The sequence below is a fragment of the Streptomyces sp. NPDC059224 genome, assembly GCF_042754285.1.
GTDB lineage: Bacteria > Actinomycetota > Actinomycetes > Streptomycetales > Streptomycetaceae > Streptomyces.
In genome coordinates this window covers 1-18,453 of the sequence record NZ_JBHZAN010000008.1, presented here as the reverse complement: position 1 = coordinate 18,453, position 18,453 = coordinate 1, and the positions used below count along the sequence as shown (strand labels likewise).

Here is an 18,453-nt window from a genome sequence, read left to right as displayed (position 1 = left end):
GGGTGCTTGCTGTGCGTTTTGTCTCTAGGGGAATCTCTCGCAGGACGAGGGTCTCCCAAGCCGCGGTGACCGTCGCCGTCATCGCCCTCGCCGCCGCGGGATGCGGTAAGTCCAGCCAGGACAGTGGTGACACCGCCACGAACTCCTCCGGCAAGTACAACGGCAAGGGCATAGGTCTTGCCTACGACATCGGCGGCAAGGGCGACCAGTCCTTCAACGACGCCGCCTTCGCCGGTTTCGAGAAGGCCGAGAAGGAGTTCGGCATCGGCGGCCGGGACATCGAGCCGCAGGACGGCGAGTCCGACGCCGACAAGGTGCAGCGCCTCGACACCCTCGCCAAGTCCGGCTACAACCCGATCATCGGGGTCGGTTACTCCTACGCGCCCGCCGTCAAGGAGGTCGCCGCCAAGTACCCGAACATCACCTTCGGCATGATCGACGACTCGACGATCAACGCGAAGAACGTCGTCGACATGGTCTTCGCGGCCGAGCAGTCGTCGTACCTCGCGGGTGTCGCCGCCGCCTCCGCCACCAAGAAGGACCACGTCGGCTTCATCGGCGGCGTGGACATTCCGCTGATCCACACCTTCGAGGCCGGGTTCGACCAGGGCGCCAAGTCGGTCAATCCGAAGATCAAGATCGAGTCGCAGTACCTCACCCAGACCGCGGCCGAGGGCGGCTTCTCCAGCCCGGACAAGGGCAAGACCGCCGCCCAGGGGCAGATCGACGCCGGTGCCGACGTCATCTACCACGCGGCAGGCCTGTCCGGTCAGGGCGTGATCGAGGCCGCCGCCACCGCCAAGGTGTGGGCGATCGGTGTCGACTCCGACCAGTACGCGCAGGACGCGCTCGCCAAGTACAAGGACTACATCCTCGGCTCCGCGCTGAAGAACGTCGGCGGCGCGGTGTACGACCTGGTGAAGTCCGTCTACGAGGGCAAGCCGGAGAGCGGTGTCGTCAACGGCACCCTCAAGACCGGTGGCGTCGGCTTCGCGGACACCAACCCGAAGTACAAGGCCATGACCAAGGTCGTCGCGGCCGTGGAGAAGGCCAAGCAGGACATCGTCGACGGCAAGGTCACCGTCAACACCAAGTGATCAGACATATGGATCCGTCAACGCCGAGTGGTCCGACATATATATAGGACCGGGTGAGCCGGCCCCGCGCGACGGGCGCGCGGCCGGCCGGAGCCGTCGTTGCAGTCCGTGCGCCCCTTGCCTCCTGCAAGGGGCGCACTGCTGTACGTAACGTTGAACCGTGACTGTGGCCACAGCTAGATAACGGACCGGACATTGGGGGTTTTCCGTCTGGTCTACGCGCGTTACGCTGCCGCGGAACCAGCGCCTGGTTTGGGCGCTTGCACAAAGGAGTCACGTTCCATGCGCCGGGTGTCCCGTATTGCGGTTGCAGGCGTTGCAACCGCAGCTCTCGCCGTCACAGTCTCCGCCTGTGGCAGCTCCTCCACCTCGTCCTCCTCGGGCAAGGGCAAGGACCTCGGTCTGGCTCTCGCCTACGACGTCGGCGGCAAGGGCGACCAGTCCTTCAACGACGCCGCGACCGCCGGCATGGACAAGGCCGACGCGGAGTTCAGCTACAAGTCCACCGCCGTCGAGCCGCAGGACGGCGAGTCCGACGCCGACAAGGCGCAGCGCCTGGAGACCCTGGCCAAGGCCGGCTACAACCCGGTGATCGGCGTCGGCTACTCGTACGCGCCGGCCGTCAAGGAGGTCGCGGCGAAGTTCCCGAAGGTCACCTTCGGCATCATCGACGACAACACCATCAAGGCCGACAACGTCGCCGACCTCGTCTTCCACGAGGAGCAGGCGTCCTACCTGGCCGGTGTCGCCGCCGCCAAGGCCACCAAGACCAACACCGTGGGCTTCGTCGGCGGTGTGGACGTGCCGCTGATCCACAAGTTCGAGGCCGGCTTCGAGCAGGGCGTCGCGGACACCAAGAAGGGCGTCAAGGTCAAGTCGCAGTACCTGACCGAGACCGCGGCCGAGGGCGGCTTCTCCAGCCCGGACAAGGGCAAGACCGCCGCGGACGGCCAGATCGACGCCGGTGCGGACGTCGTCTACGCCGCCGCCGGTCTCTCCGGTCAGGGCGTCATCCAGTCCGCCGCCGAGCACAAGGTGTGGGCGATCGGCGTCGACTCGGACCAGTACAAGCAGGACGCGCTGGCCAAGTACAAGGACTACATCCTCACCTCGGCCATGAAGGACGTCGCGGGCGCCGTCTACAACCTGGCCAAGTCGGTGCACGACGGCAAGCCGGAGACCGGTGAGATCCGCGCCAGCCTGGCCACCGGCGGTGTGAGCCTCGCCGACTCCAACCCGACCTTCAAGAGCAACGCCGACATCCAGGCCGCGCTCAAGAAGGCCGAGGCCGGCATCAAGGACGGCTCGATCGCGGTCAAGACCTCCTGACCCGACGGTCATGATCATGCCGTAGGCATGGCCAAAAAGACGCTGTAATGGCAGCGTTACGGCCACGGAACGGGGTGCGGGCAGGATCTTCCTCCCGCGCCCCTGCCGTAGACCCGGATCCCTACGGACTACGGCGGGAAGTCCCTCGTTCGCGCGGCAGAATGCTCGGAACGGATCGAGAGTCAAAAAGCTCGGTCAGATCCGGGCACTATTTAAAGCAGGGGCGCTACGCGCGTAGATGGCCCCGTTCCCGAGGAGAGTGCGCCATCGACGCGTCCAGCAGCCCTCCGCTCACCGCAGAGACGACAGCCGCGGTCGAGCTGGCGGGGATCACCAAGCGATTCCCGGGTGTCGTAGCCAACCACGACATCCACCTGTCGGTCCGCAAGGGCACCGTCCATGCCCTGGTCGGTGAGAACGGCGCCGGCAAGTCGACCCTGATGAAGATCCTCTACGGTATGCAGAAGCCGGACGAGGGCACCATCGCGGTCGACGGCGAGCAGGTCTCCTTCTCGTCCCCCGCCGACGCCATCGCGCGCGGCATCGGCATGGTCCACCAGCACTTCATGCTGGCGGACAACCTGACCGTCCTCGAGAACGTGGTGCTCGGCAGCGAGAAGCTGTACGGCATCGGCGGCAACGCCCGCAAGAAGATCCGCGAGATCTCCGACCGCTACGGCCTCGGCATCCGCCCGGACGCCCTGGTCGAGGACCTCGGCGTCGCCGACCGGCAGCGCGTGGAGATCCTCAAGGTCCTCTACCGCGGTGCCAAGACCCTGATCCTCGACGAGCCCACCGCCGTCCTCGTCCCGCAGGAGGTCGACGCACTCTTCGACAACCTGCGGGAGCTGAAGTCCGAGGGCCTGTCGGTCATCTTCATCTCGCACAAGCTCGGCGAGGTGCTGTCGGTGGCCGACGACATCACCGTCATCCGCCGCGGTACGACCGTCGGGACCGCGATCCCCTCCCGGACCACCCCGCGTCAGCTCGCCGAACTGATGGTGGGCAGCGAGCTGCCCACCCCGGAGACCGCCGAGTCCACGGTCACCGACAAGCCGGTCATCACCGTCCGCAACCTCACCGTCTACGCCGGCGGCGCCTCCCTCGGCGAGCTCGGCGCGCAGCCCGAGACCGCGACCCCCGGCTCCGCCGGTGCCGTGGCGGGCGCCGACGTGCTCACCGAGGCCACCACGCCCGGCGCGGCCAAGCGCGTCCTCGACGACGTCACCTTCACCATCCACGCCGGTGAGGTCATGGGCATCGCCGGTGTCGAGGGCAACGGCCAGACCGAACTGATCGACGCGCTGATCGGCACCCGCAACGCCGACTCCGGCACCGTCGAGTTCCTCGGCGAGGACATCACCCCCTGGACGACCCGCAGGCGCCGGGAACGGGGCGTCGGATACATCCCCGAGGACCGGCATCGCCAGGGCCTGCTCCTGGAGTCCCCGCTCTGGGAGAACCGCATCCTCGGCCATGTCACCGAGAAGCCCAACGCCAAGGGCTTCTGGCTGGACATCAAGGGCGCCCAGGCCGACACCCGCCGGATCGTCGAGGAGTACGACGTCCGCACCCCCGGCATCGACGTCACCGCCGCCTCGCTGTCCGGCGGCAACCAGCAGAAGCTGATCGTCGGCCGTGAGATGAGCCACAGCCCGAAGTTCCTGATCGCCGCCCACCCCACCCGTGGCGTGGACGTCGGCGCCCAGGCGCAGATCTGGGACCGCATCCGGGAGGCCCGGCGGGAGGGCCTGGCCGTGCTCCTGATCTCCGCCGACCTCGACGAACTGATCGGCCTGTCGGACACCCTGCGGGTGATCTTCGACGGAAAGCTGGTCGCGGACGCCGACCCGGCCACCATCACCCCGGAGGAGCTGGGCTCCGCCATGACCGGCGCCGCGTCCGGTCACCTGGAACACGTAGACACCGCCCCAGAAGCACACGAAGGCGCCGCTGGTCCGGAGGACGAGGCCCGATGAAGAAGTTCGACAAGGAGCGGGTGCTCCTCGCGCTGGCCGGCCCGGTCATCGCGCTCGTTCTCGCGATCGCACTGACGTCGATCGTGCTGCTCGCCTCGAACCGCAACCCGTTCGAGCCGTACTCCCTGATGCTCCAGCAGCTGCCGTACTCGGACATCCAGGTGCTGATCGTCAACCAGGCGGCGATGTACTACATCGCGGCCATCGCGGTCGCCCTCGGCTTCCGGATGAACCTGTTCAACATCGGCGTCGACGGCCAGTACCGCCTCGCCGCCGTGATGACGGCCGTGGTCGGCGCCAACGTGGGCCTGCCGGCCTTCCTGCAGATCCCGATGCTGCTGCTGGTCGCCATGTTCACCGGCGCGTTCTGGGCCGGCATCGCGGGCGTCCTCAAGGTCACCCGAGGGGTCAGCGAGGTCGTCGCCACGATCATGCTGAACGCCATCGCCACCAGCGTCATCGGCTACGTCACCCTCGCCAACGTCTGGGGCGTGCAGGTCGGCAACAACATGACGACCGGCGACATGAAGAAGTCCGGCTGGTTCCCCGGCATCAACCTGGGCTCGGACGTCGGCGAGATCTACGGCATGGTGTTCGTCGCCATCGCCCTCGGCATCGCCTACTGGGTGGTCCTCAACCGCACCCGCTTCGGCTTCGACCTGCGCGCCACCGGTGCCTCCGATTCCGCCGCGGCCGCCTCCGGCGTCGACGCCAAGCGCATGGTCCTGATCTCCATGCTGATCTCCGGCGCGGTCTCCGGCCTCGCGGGCCTGCCGCTGCTGCTCGGCGACACCCACACCTACAGCCTGAGCTTCCCGGCCGGCCTCGGCTTCACCGCCATCGGCATCGCCCTGCTCGGCCGCAACAACCCCGGCGGCATCGCCTTCGCCGCCCTGCTCTGGGCCTTCCTCGACAAGGCCTCGCCCGCCCTCGACTACGCGACCCCGGTGGCGTACGAGAAGGAGATCGCCACGATCATGCAGGGCCTGATCGTCTTCTCCGTGGTCATCTCCTACGAAGCCGTACGCCAGTGGGGCCTGCGCCGCCAGCAGCGCCAGGTCGGCGCGGAGCTCGCCGCGGCCGCCGCCCAGAACACCAAGAAGGAGGTGGCGGCCTGATGTCCACCGCGACCATCGCCAAGCCGCAGGCGAAGCAGCCCGGCAAGGGCGGCCGCCGAATGTCGCTCCCGGTACTCCTGCTGGTCATCGCGGGTGTCCTGATCCTGACCTCGGCCGTCCGCCTGATCACCGGCGCCGACGGCATCACCTCGACCGGGCAGATGTCCACCGCGCTGCGCCTGGCCGTGCCGATCGGCCTCGCCGGTCTCGGCGGTCTGTGGGCCGAGCGGGCGGGCGTCGTCAACATCGGCCTCGAAGGCATGATGATCCTCGGCACCTGGTTCGGTGCCTGGGCCGGCTACCAGTGGGGCCCCTGGGCAGGTGTGGTCTTCGGCATCATCGGCGGCGCGCTCGGCGCCCTGCTGCACGCGGTCGCGACCGTCACCTTCAACGTCAACCACATCGTCTCCGGTGTGGCCCTGAACATCCTCGCCCTGGGAGCCACCCGCTACCTCTCGAAGTTCACCTTCGAGGACGCCCCGGGCGGCTCCTCCAAGCAGTCCCCGCCGATCGACTCACTGGGCACCTTCAGCGTGCCGGGGCTGTCCGACTGGCTGAACACGCTCAACGAGAAGCACTGGTTCCTGATCTCGGACATCGGCGGCCTGGCCGGCGGTCTGCTCACCGACCTCTCCCCGCTGACGGTCGTCGCCGTGGCCCTCGTCCCGATCACCTGGTGGGTGCTGTGGCGCACCGCCTTCGGCCTGCGTCTGCGCTCCTGCGGCGAGAACCCGGTCGCGGCCGAGTCCCTGGGCGTCAACGTCTACAAGTACAAGTACATCGCCGTGATCATCAGCGGTGGCTTCGCCGGCCTCGGCGGCGCGTTCCTGTCGATCGTCGCCTCGAACGTCTACCTGGACGGCCAGACGGCCGGCCGCGGTTACATCGGCCTCGCGGCGATGATCTTCGGCAACTGGATGCCGGGCGGCCTGGCCCTCGGCGCGGGCCTGTTCGGCTACACCGACAGCCTCAACCTGCGCGGCGGCACGGTCAACGTGCACGCGCTGATCCTGCTGCTCGCGATCCTGCTGGTGTTCGGCGCGGTCTACCTCGCCTGGCGCAAGAAGTACGTCCCTGCCGTCATCACGATCGTCATCTCGGTCCTGATGTTCATCTGGTACGCCACCACCAACGAGGTCCCGCGTCAGCTCGTGACCGCGACCCCGTACCTCGTCACCCTGCTGGTGCTCTCGCTGTCCGCGCAGTCCCTGCGGATGCCGAAGGCGGACGGCCTGCCGTACCGGAAGGGACAGGGCAAGTGACGGCCGCGGCGGCCGGCTTCGACTGGGAGACCCTGCGGGAGGGGGCGCGGGCGGCCATGTCCCACGCCTACGCGCCGTACTCCGGGTTCCCGGTCGGGGCCGCCGCCCTGGTCGACGACGGCCGTACGGTCTCCGGCTGCAACGTGGAGAACGCCTCCTACGGCCTCGGCCTGTGCGCCGAGTGCGGTCTGGTCTCCGAGCTCCAGCGCACCGGTGGTGGCCGCCTCACCCACTTCACCTGCGTGGACGGCACGGGCGGGCTGCTCGTCCCGTGCGGCCGCTGCCGCCAGCTGCTCTACGAGTTCGGCGGCCCGGACCTCCTGCTGGACACCCCGGCGGGCGTCCTGCCCCTCTCCGAGATGCTGCCCCAGGCCTTCGGCCCGGACCATCTCACCAAGTAACTCCCGTACGGCCCCTCCTCGTGGGAGGGGCCGTACGGCTTCGCAATGCTTCGAAGGGAACGTCATGGCCATGGACGCCATCTCCGTCATCCGCACCAAGCGCGACCGCGGTGAACTCGGCGACGAGCAGATCGACTGGGTCATCGACGCGTACACACGCGGCGAGGTCGCCGACGAGCAGATGTCGTCGCTCGCGATGGCCATCCTCCTCAACGGCATGAACCGCCGCGAGATCGCCCGCTGGACGGCGGCGATGATCGCCTCCGGCGAGCGCATGGAGTTCTCCTCCCTGTCCCGCCCGACCGCCGACAAGCACTCCACCGGAGGTGTCGGCGACAAGATCACCCTCCCGCTGGCCCCCCTCGTCGCGGCCTGCGGCGCGGCCGTCCCGCAGCTGTCCGGCCGGGGCCTCGGCCACACCGGCGGCACCCTGGACAAGCTGGAGTCCATCCCCGGCTGGCGCGCCCTGCTCTCCAACGAGGAGATGCTGAACGTCCTCGACACCACCGGCGCGGTGATCTGCGCGGCGGGCGACGGCCTGGCCCCGGCCGACAAGAAGCTCTACGCGCTCCGTGACGTGACCGGCACGGTCGAGGCGATCCCGCTGATCGCCTCCTCGATCATGTCCAAGAAGATCGCCGAGGGCACCGGCTCCCTGGTCCTGGACGTGAAGGTCGGCACCGGCGCCTTCATGAAGACCATCGAGGACGCCCGCGAGCTGGCCTCGACCATGGTCGGCCTCGGCACCGACCACGGCGTGAGGACGGTCGCGCTCCTCACCGACATGTCCACGCCCCTCGGCCTCACCGCGGGCAACGCCCTGGAGGTCCGCGAGTCCGTCGAGGTCCTGGCCGGCGGCGGCCCCTGTGACGTCGTGGAGCTGACCCTCGCCCTGGCCCGCGAGATGCTCGACGCGGCCGGCCTCAAGGACGCCGACCCGGCGAAGGCACTGGCCGACGGCTCGGCGATGGACGTCTGGCGCCGGATGATCGCGGCCCAGGGCGGCGACCCGGACGCGGTGCTCCCGGTGGCGAAGGAACAGCACGTGATCAAGGCGCCGTCGTCCGGCGTCCTGACCCGACTGGACGCCTACGGCATCGGTGTCGCCGCCTGGCGCCTGGGCGCGGGCCGCGCCCGCAAGGAGGACCCGGTGCAGGCGGGCGCGGGCGTCGAACTGCACGCCAAGCCCGGCGACACGGTCACGGCGGGCCAGCCCCTGCTGACCCTGCACACGGACACCCCGGACCGCTTCGAGTACGCGCTCGAGTCGGTCGAGGGTTCCTACGACATCGCGGCGCCCGGCACGGAGTTCACGGCGTCCCCCGTAGTGCGGGAACGTATCGCCTGACCAGGGGATTGCTCGATCGGGTGAACGGGACCGGTGGACCTGCACCGGTCCCGTTCGGCATGCTGGGATCGGTGACACACCGATAGGAGACCGCCGGTGCGACACGAAGTCGCTCCACCCAAGTGGATGACCCGCAGGAGGCAAGAAGGGCATGAGCAGGTCATCTCGGACCAGTGTCCAAGGCCCGTCCCCACTTCCGCATGCGTCGCTGGCAACGGCGGGGTGTGAAGCCGGAAGCGCAAGCCCAAGAGCGGCATGGCCATCAGGCCGCAACAGGCGAGGGGAAGGCCGGACGGGCTAATGCGAATGAACCCTTGATGAAGTCTCGTAACTCCTGTGCCACGTCGATGGTGAGCTGGCGGTGGCAATAGGCCCTGGCGCGGAAGAGCGCACGACGACCCCTGACGATCGACGCCGATGGGGGGAGGACACCGTCGGGCCCGGGATTAAGAGGGAGCCCACCCCGGCCGCATCTTGTGGGAGCGGAACGTGGAAACCCCGTTGGAGTCCGGGAGTGATCTCGGTAAGCCGGAGGTAACGAAGGCCCAAGCCTCCAGCGGGACAGGATGATCCGAGAAGCGAACGCCGGTGGGGCGAAAGCCCAGAGGAAAGGGGCGCGGATTCCTCAGCCGCGTCACATAACTCGTCGGATACGGGGCTATACCCCGGCCCGAAAGGGAGCCCACGCGGATCAGGTAGGCCCGTGAAGTAGAACTGCGAAGGACCCCGAACCGAAGGGCAAGTTGGATGCCGAAGGTAGGTGTGGCAGGAACCGCTACGGCGGCGATGCCTCCCACGACGGCGAACGGACCGGAGGACTACGCCCGGACCTGGCACAGCATCGACTGGGCCAAGGCGGAGGCGTCGGTACGGCGACTGAGGCAGCGCATCTTCACAGCCGCGCAGGAAGGGGACCTGAAGAAGGTCCGGAACTTGCAGAAGCTGATGCTGCGGTCCCATGCGAACGCGCTTGTGAGCGTGAAGCGGGTGACGCAGCAGAGCACAGGCCGTCGGACGGCCGGGATTGACCAGGAACGCGCGCTCACTCCGAGTGCGCGAGGGCGGCTGGCCGCGCGGGGCGAACGCCGCAGCTGTGGTGAGAAAGCTCAACCCGATCATCAAGGGATGGGCGACCTACTACCGGACGGTGGTGTCCAAGGAGACCTTCAAGTCCCTGGACTTCTATGTGTGGACGCTCACGCAGAAGTGGGTCAAGCACTCCCACCCGAACAAGCCGAAGAGCTGGCGCCTGGCCAAGCACTATGGCGTTTTCAACTCGACCCGGAAGGACCAGTGGGTATTCGGTGACCGGGATACCGGCACCTATCTCTACAAGTTCAACTGGACCAGAATCGTCCGGCACGTGATCGTCAAGGAAGGCAACTCGCCTGACGATCCATCGCTGGCTGATTACTGGGCGAACCGCCGACGCAAAAGGATGCCCGGGACCGCCGGTAGGTGGACCATCACCCTCGCATCCCGCCAGAAGGGGATCTGCCCGCTGTGTGAACAGCCGCTGATTCCCGATGCCGAGTACACACCGGACAACCCACGTGAGTGGGCCGCTTGGTTCTCGGCGTCGATGAGGCCGCTGCACAAGCACCACTTCATCTACCGGCGCGACGGAGGTCCGGACGAGCGGACGAATCTTCGCCTCGTACACGCTGACTGCCATCGCCAGCACCACGCCGGCGACCAGAGAAGGGCCAAGCAAGATGACCGACCCGCGTGACTCCAGGGGCCCGCTTGAGCCGGATGCGGTGAACAGCCGCACGTCCGGTTCTGAGGGGGCCGGAGGGCGGCAACGCCCTCCGGCTACCCGACTGAGCGCACTCACCGTCAGCCAGGACCCCGACCAGAACTGGGACGACCTCGTCCGGTACTGGGAGGAGATGGAATGGCCCGAGGGCAGCAAGGTGGAGATCATCGAGGGGATCATCACCGTGTCACCTGCTCCCGCCACAACGTGATCGCGGAACGCATCCAGCGCCGCCTCTACAGCGTGGTCCCCGACGACTTGGGGATCTTCCAGACCCTCGCCATCGCCGTGCCGTCGCGGCTGGGCATGCTCATCCCGGACCTGGTGGTGGCACCCGTGCGGGAGTGCGCGGAGGCGGACTCCCACATCCCGGCCGCCTTGGCCGAACTCGTCGTCGAGGTCACCTCCAAGTCCAACGCCCGGCACGACCGCGTCAGCAAACCCGCCGCGTACGCCTCCGCCGGCATCCCGCTGTACCTCCTCGTCGACCGGTGGGCTCCCGGCGGTCCCACCGCGACGCTCTACGGCGAGCCCAAGGGCGATGTCTACCGGGTGCCCAGCGCGGTCAAGTTCGGTGACCCCGTCAAGCTGCCGGAGCCGTTCGGCCTCACCATCGACACCGCGGAGTTCCCCGTCGACTGACGGCCCCTCACCCCAGCAGCGCCGCCACGAGCACCAGTACCGGTACCGCCAGCACCGTGGAGAGCAGGATCGAGTCGCGGGCCAGTTCCTCGCCCACGCGGTAGGTGCTGGCGTAGGTGTAGAGGTTCTGCGCGGCCGGGAGGGCCGAGGTCACCGTCACGTCCAGGAGCGGGGCTCCGTGCAGGCCGAAGACCGCCGATGCCAGGGCCCAGGCGATGAGCGGCTGGCCCACCGACTTCAGGGCCACCGAGAGGAACACGGGGTGGCGGTCGCGGCCCCGGCCCGGCGGGGTGCTGCCGTGCAGGGAGATGCCGAAGGCGAGCAGCACCGCCGGGACCGACATGTTCCCGATCAGGGTCAGGGGGTCCATCACCGGGCCGGGGAGAGTGATGCCGAGCGCCGAGACCAGGACTCCGGTGAGCGAGCCGACGGCTATCGGGTTGCGGAGCGGGGTGAGGAGCCGGCGCCACCAGGGGCCCTTCTCGCCCATGCCGGACAGGTCCAGGATCGTCAGGGCGACCGGGGTGAGGATCACCACCTGGAAGAGCAGGACCGGGGCCACCAGGGACGCGTCGCCCAGCACGTACACGGCGATGGGGATGCCCAGGTTGCCCGAGTTGACGTAGCTGGAGCAGAGCGCGCCGATCGTGGTACGGCCCGCACCCCAGTGCCGTACCGCCCCCGCCGCCACGAACGCGCCCGCCGCCGCTGCCGTGGACAGGGCCGTCACCAGGAGCCGGCTGGAGAAGATCACCGCCAGGTCGGCCCTCGCGAGCGTGGTGAAGAGCAGGGCGGGCGAGGCGACGTGGAAGGCCAGCTTGGTCAGCACCTCGCGGCCGTTGACCCCCAGGTGGCCGCCGCGGCCGAGGACGTACCCCACCCCGATGACGATCGCGATGACCGCGAAGCCGCTCAGCACCCCCTGCACGGGACCCCCTCGCGGCGGAGGAGAGCGTCGGGCGGGCAGGGAGGCGGTGCTGATCTGTGGGGCATACACCCAACCCTCCGGGTCGGTCAGGTGCAGGTCAACGGTGTGATCCTTGTGATCTGCGCGACGCCCCCGCGGAGACAGGCACCCTGCCGATGAGTTGTCGAGCCCGCCGCGGTCTACTGATCGTGGATGCCAAGACCCCCGCCGTACTCGTACTGCCCGGCCCCGTCGCCAAGGACGCGGTGGCCGGGCTGTGTGCCGAGGTGCGGGCGATGCTGGCGGGTGGCACGGCCGGCACCGTCGTCTGCGACGTGGCCGGGATCGGGCCGCCCGGACTGGCGGCCGTCGATCTGCTGGCCCGGCTGGAGGTGACCGCCCGGCGGGCCGGCGGGCGGATACGGCTGCGGGACCCCGACCCCGCGCTACTTGCCCTGCTCCGCTTCGTCGGCCTTCGCCTCCAGATGGAGGGGGAGGCCGAAGAGCGGGAACCAGCGCTTGGTGTCGAGGAAGAAGTGGAACCCGGTCAGCCGGCCGTCTGAGATCTCCAGGACCTGGATCGACCAGGGGCTCCAGCCGCCGGTGTCGGGGTCGGGCTTGTACTGGGCGAACCCGGGCAGGCCGTTGACCTGGACCGGGAACAGCCGGGAGCCCTCGCAGGCGGAGCCGATGGTGGTCATGAAGCCGGCGATGTCCTCGTGGCCGACGAGCCACAGGTCGAACGGCGGCATCGTCATGACGGCGTCCTCGTGGAGGAGCGCCGTCAGCGCCGTCATGTCGTAGCCCTCGAAGGCCGCGACATAGCGCTCAAGGAGCTTTTGCTGCTCCTCGTCCAGCGGGTCGGAGACGTCGGCGGCGGCGCCCGACTGCTGCTGCTCGGCGAGGGTGGCCCGGGCCCGCTGCAGGGCGCTGTTGACCGACGCGACGCTGGTGCCGAGCAGTTCGGCCACCTCGTTGGCCCTCCAGGCCAGCACCTCGCGCAGGATCAGCACCACCCGCTGCTTGGGCGGCAGTTGCTGCAGCGCGGCCATGAAGGCGAGGCGGACGGACTCCTTGGCCACGGCCGCCTCCGCCGGGTCGGCCACGGTCGGCAGCACCCGCGCGTCCGGCACCGGCTCCAGCCAGGTGTTGTCGGGCCGGGGCGCCAGCGCCGCCTGGGCCAGCGGGGTCGACTCGGAGAGGTCCATCGGGCGGGCCCGCTTGTTCCCGGCGGAGAGCATGTCCAGGCAGACGTTCGTCGCGATCCGGTACAGCCACGACCGCAGACTGGAACGGCCCTCGAACTTCTCGTAGCTCCGCCAGGCCCGCACCAGGGTGTCCTGCACGGCGTCCTCGGCCTCGAACGACGAGCCGAGCATCCGGTAGCAGTACCCGGTCAGTTCGGTCCGGTGCTTCTCCAGTGCGACGTCCAGCTCCGCCGTCGCCGTGCTGTCACTCATTGCCGTCCACCCACCCCTGTGGCCGTTCCTGTCCGCGCGCCGTTGCGCTCCAGCACCTGGAAGCTACCGCAGGGGACTGACAATGGCCCTCGGAGTGCGGAAACGTGCAGGTGAGGAGTGGCGGGCGCCCAGGGGGCGAGGGTGCGGTCCGTACGGCGGGCGCGGCAACGCCGTGGTCGATCGCGCAGTTCCTCGCGCCCCTCAGGGACGCTTCAGTGAGCGGCTGCCACGACGTGGCGGCGGGCCGCCACCGTGCCCAGCAGGGTGATGGTCACCACGCCCGCGATCGCCAGCAGGGCCACCCCCACCGTCCCCGACCAGCCGCTCGCGTGGAAGGCGAGCGCGCCCACCGTGCTGCCCGCGCTGGAGCCGATGTAGTAGGCGGACTGGTAAAGGGCGGAGGCCTGGGCCCGGCCGTGGGTGGCCGTCTTGCTGACCGCCGAGGACGCCACCGCGTGGCCCGCGAAGAATCCCGCGGTGATCAGGACCAGGCCCAGCAGGACCAGGGGGAGCGAGTCGGCCAGGGAGAGCAGCAGGCCGGCGGCCGTGGTGCCGCCGCCCAGGTAGAGGGCGCCCCGGCGGCCGAGCCGGCCCACCAGACGGCCCGCCGTGGACGCCGACACCGTACCGACCAGGTAGACGAGGAAGATCGAGCCGACGATGCCCTGGGGGAGTGAGAACGGTTCCTCGGTCAGGCGGTAGCCGATCACCGTGTACACGCCGCCGAAGACGGTCATGAACAGCGCGCCGATCGCGTACAGGCGGCGCAGCAGCGGGTTGGCCAGATGGTCACGGACCGTGCCGAGCAGCCGGCGCGGGTGCAGCGAGCCCGCCTGGAAGTGCCGCGGGGCGGGGAGGAGCAGCCGGAAGGCCACCGCACAGCCGACCGCGATCACGCCGATGACGCCCACCGCGACCCGCCAGCCCCACTCCTGAGCCACCCAGCCGGTGATGACCCGGCCGCTCATCCCGCCGACGCTGTTGCCCGCGACGAACAGGCCGATCGCCGTGACCAGGGCCCTCGGCCGGACCTCCTCGGCCAGGTAGGCCTGCGCCGACGCCGGCAGCCCGGCCAGCGCGGCGCCCTGGACGCCACGGAGCACGATCAGCACGCCCAGGGAGGGCGCGAAGGGCACCAGCAGTCCTACGGTCACCGCGACCGCCAGCGACGCCGTCATGACCGTACGCCGTCCGAAGCGCTCGGAGAGGGCGCTCATCGGGATGACGAACAGCGCCAGGCCGCCGGTCGCCGCCGCCACCGTCCAGCTCGCGTCGCTCGCGGAGACGCCGTAGCCGTCCGAGATCAGCGGGAGCAGGGCCTGCGTGGAGTAGAGGAGGGCGAAGGTCGCGACACCGGCGAGGAAGAGCGCGAAGCTCATCCGGCGGTAGCCGGGACCGCCCGGGGTCAGACGGGAGTCGGCGGCGGGGAGGGACGGGACGGCGTCCACGGTGGCGGACGCCCCGGTACTGGCGGGAGACATGGCACGAACGTACGGACCCCCGCGCTGATCCGTCCAATGCACGGAATCGTCATAATCGTTCCCATGGAGCATCAACGCAGGTCGGCGAAGCGCCTGTCACCGGACAGTGACACGGAAGACATGACGATGTTGCTGGCTCCGCGTCTCGCGTACTTCGCCGGCGTGGCCCGTACGGAGCATGTCACCAGGGCCGCGCAGGAGATCGACGTCCCCCAGTCCACGCTCTCGCGTGCGATGGCGCGCCTGGAGCAGGACCTCGGCGTCGACCTCTTCACCCGCCATGGCCGCACCGTCTCCCTCACCCCGGCCGGCCGCACGTTCCTCACCTCGGTCGAACGTGCCCTCGCCGAGGTCCGGCGCGCCGCCGACGAGGTACGGGCCGACGCCGACCCCGCGACGGGCAAGGTCGCCTTCGGCTTCCTGCACACGATGGGAGCGGAGACCGTCCCCGGCCTCCTCCAGGCCTTCCGCGTCGACCATCCCCGGGTCCGCTTCAGCCTCGTCCAGAACTACGGCGAGGCGATGATCGAGAAGCTCCGGGCGGGCGAGCTGGACCTGTGCCTCACCTCGCCGGTGCCGGACGCCCCGGACCTGGTGGCCAGACGGCTGGACGAACAGAAACTCCGTCTGGTGGTTCCCGCGGACCACCCGCTGGCCGCCCGCAGGCGCATCCGCCTCGCCGAAGCGGCCGACGAGACGTTCGTGACCCTGGAACCGGGCTACGGTCTGCGCCGCATCACCGACGACCTGTGCCAGGAGGCCGGCTTCCGCCCCCGGATCGCCTTCGAGGGCGAGGAGGCGGAGACCCTGCGGGGCCTGGTGGCGGCGGGGCTGGGGGTCGCGCTGCTCCCCCCACCCGCGTTTCCCCGCCCGGGAGTCGTGGAACTGACGGTCACGGCCCCGAGAGCGGCGAGGGAGATCGGTGTGGCATGGCTCCAGGGCCACCCGGACACGCCGCCGGTGGCCGCGTTCAAGAAGTTCCTGCTGTCGAGGAGGGGAAACCTGCTCCCGACCTAGGAACCGCGCAGCAAACGCCCGCCGCCCGCACCCCGAGGCCGGCCGTCACCCCTTCCGGAGCGACCGGCCGAACCCCGCGGCAAGGGGCATCCGCAACCCGATCGGCGGCGGCGCCGCCAGCGCGTCCTCCACCGGCCGCGAGACCGCGTGCCCGTACAGCGCCCCCATGACGAAGTCCGAGGCGAGCGCGAGGACTTCGTCACGGTGCTGATGCAGCCCGTGCCCGTCCGAGTGCACCTCGAACCGGCACACCTCCCGGTTCGCCTTCTTCGCCCGCGCCGCCAGTTGGAACGACAGCTCGGGGTCGGTCCGTTCGTCGTTCGTGCCGTGCACGAGCAGCACCCGGCGCCCCACCAGCTGCCGAACCGGTTCCTCGGGTGCCGCCACGTCCGTCTCCGGCAGCCAAGGGGCTATGGAGACCACGCAGTTGACGGCTTCGTGGCCGCCCGCCCGCAACGCGGCCCGGCCGCCCATGCCCAGCCCCAGCAGACACACCGGGACGTCGCCGTACCGCCGTACCACCTCGTCGGCGGCCCAGCTCGCGTCGCCCGCGAGATGCGCCTCGGTGCCGTTCCAGCCGCGGTAGCGGTAGTGCACGAGGTGTGCGGCCAGCCCCTCGTCGCGGCCGTCCCGGGCGAGCCGGCGTCCGAGCGCGCGGACGAAGGGCGTCGCCCATACGGGGGACGGTCTGCGGGCGGAGACCTCCTCACCGTCCGGGAGCAGCAGGACCGCTCCGCTCACCGTCGTCGGCTCCTGACCGACTGCTCTGCCCAGCCTGGCCGTTCGGACCGGCGTCGCTTGCTGTGCCATGACAGAACAGTGTCAGAAGAAGCGGTGTACGCGACCCGTCGGTGCGGTCACCGTTGCGTATCGACGGACCACGGAATGCGCAGAGTACCGGGCGATCTACGCGCGTAGGAGTTACAGTGCGGAAATGACGAGCCAGAGCATCGCGAACACCCCGACGCCGGAGCAGATCCGCCGGGCACCGAAGGTTCTGCTGCACGACCATCTCGACGGCGGCCTGCGCCCCGGTACGGTCGCCGACCTCGCGCGGGAGACGGGGTACGCCCAACTCCCCGAGTCCGACCCGGACAAGCTCGGCGTCTGGTTCCGGGAGGCCGCCGACTCCGGCTCGCTGGAGCGGTACCTGGAGACGTTCTCGCACACCGTCGGGGTCATGCAGACCCGGGACGCGCTGGTGCGGGTCGCGCGGGAGTGCGCGGAGGACCTCGCCGAGGACGGTGTCGTCTACGCCGAGGTGCGGTACGCGCCCGAGCAGCACCTCGAAGGGGGCCTGTCCCTGGAAGGCGTCGTCGAGGCCGTCAACGAGGGCTTCAGGCAGGGCGAGGCGCTCGCCCGGGAGAACGGCCGGCGGATCCGGGTCGGTGCCCTGCTCACCGCCATGCGGCACGCGGCCCGCTCCCTGGAGATCGCCGAACTCGCCAACCGCTACCGGGACCTGGGCGTCGTCGGCTTCGACATCGCCGGTGCCGAGGCCGGCTTCCCGCCCACCCGGCACCTCGACGCCTTCGAGTACCTCAAGCGCGAGAACAACCACTTCACCATCCATGCCGGCGAGGCCTTCGGGCTGCCGTCGATCTGGCAGGCCCTCCAGTGGTGCGGTGCCGACCGGCTCGGGCACGGTGTGCGGATCATCGACGACATCCAGGTCCACGAGGACGGCACGGTCAAGCTCGGCCGCCTCGCTTCGTACGTCCGCGACAAGCGGATCCCGCTGGAGCTGTGCCCGAGCTCCAACCTCCAGACCGGGGCCGCCGACTCCTACGCCCAGCACCCGATCGGACTGCTGCGGCGGCTGCACTTCCGGGCCACCGTGAACACGGACAACCGGCTGATGTCCGGGACCAGCATGACCCGGGAATTCGAGCACCTTGTCGAGGCATTCGGTTACACGCTCGACGACATGCAGTGGTTCTCCGTCAATGCGATGAAATCAGCGTTCATTCCTTTCGATGAACGACTCGCCATGATCAATGACGTCGTGAAGCCGGGTTATGCGGAACTGAAGTCCGAGTGGCTGTTCCGGCAGACCGCCTCCACCAGCGGTTCTGTCGATCCGCAGGGCTGATCAGGGGTCGCGGCGGGGTACGGAATGCGGACGGTCTCTCACGGTCCGTCCGCATTCCGGTGTTTGCGGCTGGCGGTCCGGCATGTTTACGGTCGTGGACCGCTCAGCGCATTTTTAAAAATCCCCGTACCCGTATTCCAAGGACGCATCAACCATGAAGCAGTCTGCTGCCAAGACCCTCGGTGTCGCCGCCCTCGGTGCCGCCTTCGCCGCCGTCGGCGCGGGCGCGGCCCATGCGGCCCCGGCCGTCCCGGGCTCCTCGCAGGCCCTGGACTCCGTCAACAGGACGCTGCCGGCCGAGAACGTCTCCAAGACCCTGCCGGGGGCCGGTGAGGCCCTGACGCAGGGGCGGACCGGCCTCGCCGCCGGTCTTGCCGCCGCCCAGCCGGCCGCCGAGCAGCTGCTCGGCGGCGGCCCGGCCAAGCCCGTCGCCGGCCTCCTCGGCGGACTGCCGGTCCAGGGCCTGCCCACGCACGGCCTGCCGGTGAACGGGATTCCGATCGGCTGACCTCTCCCCAGCCGGTCGGCAACGCCGTCGGGGCGCACCGGAGTCATCCGGTG

The 18,453-nt window shown here is 69.5% G+C and carries 16 protein-coding genes and 2 pseudogenes; 14 read left to right on the top strand and 4 right to left on the bottom strand.

Features of this window, described 5'->3' with window-relative positions; genetic code table 11:
• Positions 1-65: 65 nt before the first annotated feature.
• The 10 genes and pseudogenes from ACFXI4_RS10220 (at position 66) to ACFXI4_RS10175 (ending at position 10,935) form a co-directional block, all read left to right on the top strand.
• Complete coding sequence (locus ACFXI4_RS10220) at positions 66-1,097, top strand: BMP family ABC transporter substrate-binding protein (RefSeq protein WP_362715223.1); 1,032 nt, start codon at positions 66-68, stop codon at positions 1,095-1,097.
• A 282-nt stretch (positions 1,098-1,379) separates the two neighbouring features.
• Entirely contained in the window at positions 1,380-2,426 is a 1,047-nt protein-coding gene (locus ACFXI4_RS10215; RefSeq protein ID WP_384989270.1) for a BMP family protein, read from the top strand.
• A gap of 161 nt (positions 2,427-2,587) precedes the next feature.
• Positions 2,588-4,405, top strand: a complete 1,818-nt coding sequence (locus ACFXI4_RS10210) for an ABC transporter ATP-binding protein (RefSeq protein WP_384989268.1) — start codon at positions 2,588-2,590, stop codon at positions 4,403-4,405.
• Entirely contained in the window at positions 4,402-5,523 is a 1,122-nt protein-coding gene (locus ACFXI4_RS10205; RefSeq protein WP_384989266.1) for an ABC transporter permease, read from the top strand. The genes ACFXI4_RS10210 and ACFXI4_RS10205 overlap by 4 nt, the downstream gene beginning before the upstream one ends.
• Positions 5,523-6,785 (top strand): ABC transporter permease, encoded by a 1,263-nt coding sequence (locus ACFXI4_RS10200; RefSeq protein ID WP_384989265.1) that lies wholly within the window; start codon positions 5,523-5,525, stop codon positions 6,783-6,785. The genes ACFXI4_RS10205 and ACFXI4_RS10200 overlap by 1 nt, the downstream gene beginning before the upstream one ends.
• Positions 6,782-7,186 (top strand): cytidine deaminase, encoded by a 405-nt coding sequence (locus tag ACFXI4_RS10195; protein WP_384989263.1) that lies wholly within the window; start codon positions 6,782-6,784, stop codon positions 7,184-7,186. The genes ACFXI4_RS10200 and ACFXI4_RS10195 overlap by 4 nt, the downstream gene beginning before the upstream one ends.
• Positions 7,187-7,256: 70 nt before the next feature.
• Positions 7,257-8,534 (top strand): thymidine phosphorylase, encoded by a 1,278-nt coding sequence (locus ACFXI4_RS10190; protein ID WP_384989261.1) that lies wholly within the window; start codon positions 7,257-7,259, stop codon positions 8,532-8,534.
• A gap of 747 nt (positions 8,535-9,281) precedes the next feature.
• Positions 9,282-9,545, top strand: a pseudogene (locus tag ACFXI4_RS10185) (reverse transcriptase N-terminal domain-containing protein); the annotation flags it as partial.
• 40 nt (positions 9,546-9,585) lie between these two features.
• On the top strand, positions 9,586-10,266 hold the full coding sequence (locus tag ACFXI4_RS10180) for a group II intron maturase-specific domain-containing protein (RefSeq protein ID WP_384989260.1): 681 nt from the start codon (positions 9,586-9,588) through the stop codon (positions 10,264-10,266).
• Positions 10,267-10,357: 91 nt separating this feature from the next.
• Positions 10,358-10,935: pseudogene (locus ACFXI4_RS10175) on the top strand (Uma2 family endonuclease).
• Between the two features lie 7 nt (positions 10,936-10,942).
• Here ACFXI4_RS10175 and ACFXI4_RS10170 read toward each other — a convergent pair.
• Positions 10,943-11,863 (bottom strand): AEC family transporter, encoded by a 921-nt coding sequence (locus ACFXI4_RS10170; protein WP_384989258.1) that lies wholly within the window; start codon positions 11,861-11,863, stop codon positions 10,943-10,945.
• A gap of 155 nt (positions 11,864-12,018) precedes the next feature.
• On the opposite strand from ACFXI4_RS10170, the gene ACFXI4_RS10165 reads away from it, so the two are divergent.
• Entirely contained in the window at positions 12,019-12,405 is a 387-nt protein-coding gene (locus ACFXI4_RS10165; protein WP_384989256.1) for an STAS domain-containing protein, read from the top strand.
• Here the strand turns inward: ACFXI4_RS10165 and ACFXI4_RS10160 are convergent.
• Complete coding sequence (locus tag ACFXI4_RS10160) at positions 12,289-13,302, bottom strand: sigma-70 family RNA polymerase sigma factor (RefSeq protein WP_384989254.1); 1,014 nt, start codon at positions 13,300-13,302, stop codon at positions 12,289-12,291. The genes ACFXI4_RS10165 and ACFXI4_RS10160 overlap by 117 nt on opposite strands.
• Positions 13,303-13,514: 212 nt before the next feature.
• Entirely contained in the window at positions 13,515-14,783 is a 1,269-nt protein-coding gene (locus ACFXI4_RS10155) for an MFS transporter (RefSeq protein WP_362715250.1), read from the bottom strand.
• A gap of 63 nt (positions 14,784-14,846) precedes the next feature.
• On the opposite strand from ACFXI4_RS10155, the gene ACFXI4_RS10150 reads away from it, so the two are divergent.
• Positions 14,847-15,800, top strand: a complete 954-nt coding sequence (locus ACFXI4_RS10150; RefSeq protein ID WP_384989251.1) for a LysR family transcriptional regulator — start codon at positions 14,847-14,849, stop codon at positions 15,798-15,800.
• 45 nt (positions 15,801-15,845) lie between these two features.
• Here the strand turns inward: ACFXI4_RS10150 and ACFXI4_RS10145 are convergent, their stop codons facing one another.
• Positions 15,846-16,610, bottom strand: coding sequence for a prolyl oligopeptidase family serine peptidase (locus ACFXI4_RS10145; RefSeq protein WP_384989250.1), 765 nt, complete (start codon positions 16,608-16,610; stop codon positions 15,846-15,848).
• 124 nt (positions 16,611-16,734) lie between these two features.
• Between ACFXI4_RS10145 and ACFXI4_RS10140 the strand changes: the two genes are divergently transcribed.
• Together ACFXI4_RS10140 and ACFXI4_RS10135 are read left to right on the top strand one after the other, a co-directional pair.
• Positions 16,735-17,892, top strand: a complete 1,158-nt coding sequence (locus ACFXI4_RS10140; RefSeq protein WP_384989248.1) for an adenosine deaminase — start codon at positions 16,735-16,737, stop codon at positions 17,890-17,892.
• 154 nt (positions 17,893-18,046) lie between these two features.
• Positions 18,047-18,400 carry an ATP-binding protein gene (locus ACFXI4_RS10135; RefSeq protein ID WP_384989246.1) on the top strand — a complete coding sequence of 118 codons (354 nt, stop codon included), beginning with the start codon at positions 18,047-18,049 and terminating at the stop codon, positions 18,398-18,400.
• The last annotated feature ends 53 nt before the right edge of the window (positions 18,401-18,453 follow it).

Excerpts from the sequence above, each read along its gene's own strand:
- ACFXI4_RS10160 (WP_384989254.1), bottom strand. The coding sequence starts at position 13,302 with ATGAGTGACAGCACGGCGACGGCGGAGCTGGACGTCGCACTGGAGAAG.
- ACFXI4_RS10140 (WP_384989248.1), top strand. The coding sequence starts at position 16,735 with ATGACGAGCCAGAGCATCGCGAACACCCCGACGCCGGAGCAGATCCGC.
- ACFXI4_RS10165 (WP_384989256.1), top strand. The coding sequence starts at position 12,019 with ATGAGTTGTCGAGCCCGCCGCGGTCTACTGATCGTGGATGCCAAGACC.
- ACFXI4_RS10135 (WP_384989246.1), top strand. The coding sequence starts at position 18,047 with ATGAAGCAGTCTGCTGCCAAGACCCTCGGTGTCGCCGCCCTCGGTGCC.
- ACFXI4_RS10190 (WP_384989261.1), top strand. The coding sequence starts at position 7,257 with ATGGACGCCATCTCCGTCATCCGCACCAAGCGCGACCGCGGTGAACTC.
- ACFXI4_RS10200 (WP_384989265.1), top strand. The coding sequence starts at position 5,523 with ATGTCCACCGCGACCATCGCCAAGCCGCAGGCGAAGCAGCCCGGCAAG.
- ACFXI4_RS10145 (WP_384989250.1), bottom strand. The coding sequence starts at position 16,610 with ATGGCACAGCAAGCGACGCCGGTCCGAACGGCCAGGCTGGGCAGAGCA.
- ACFXI4_RS10205 (WP_384989266.1), top strand. The coding sequence starts at position 4,402 with ATGAAGAAGTTCGACAAGGAGCGGGTGCTCCTCGCGCTGGCCGGCCCG.
- ACFXI4_RS10155 (WP_362715250.1), bottom strand. The coding sequence starts at position 14,783 with ATGTCTCCCGCCAGTACCGGGGCGTCCGCCACCGTGGACGCCGTCCCG.
- ACFXI4_RS10210 (WP_384989268.1), top strand. The coding sequence starts at position 2,588 with ATGCTCGGAACGGATCGAGAGTCAAAAAGCTCGGTCAGATCCGGGCAC.
- ACFXI4_RS10150 (WP_384989251.1), top strand. The coding sequence starts at position 14,847 with ATGGAGCATCAACGCAGGTCGGCGAAGCGCCTGTCACCGGACAGTGAC.
- ACFXI4_RS10215 (WP_384989270.1), top strand. The coding sequence starts at position 1,380 with ATGCGCCGGGTGTCCCGTATTGCGGTTGCAGGCGTTGCAACCGCAGCT.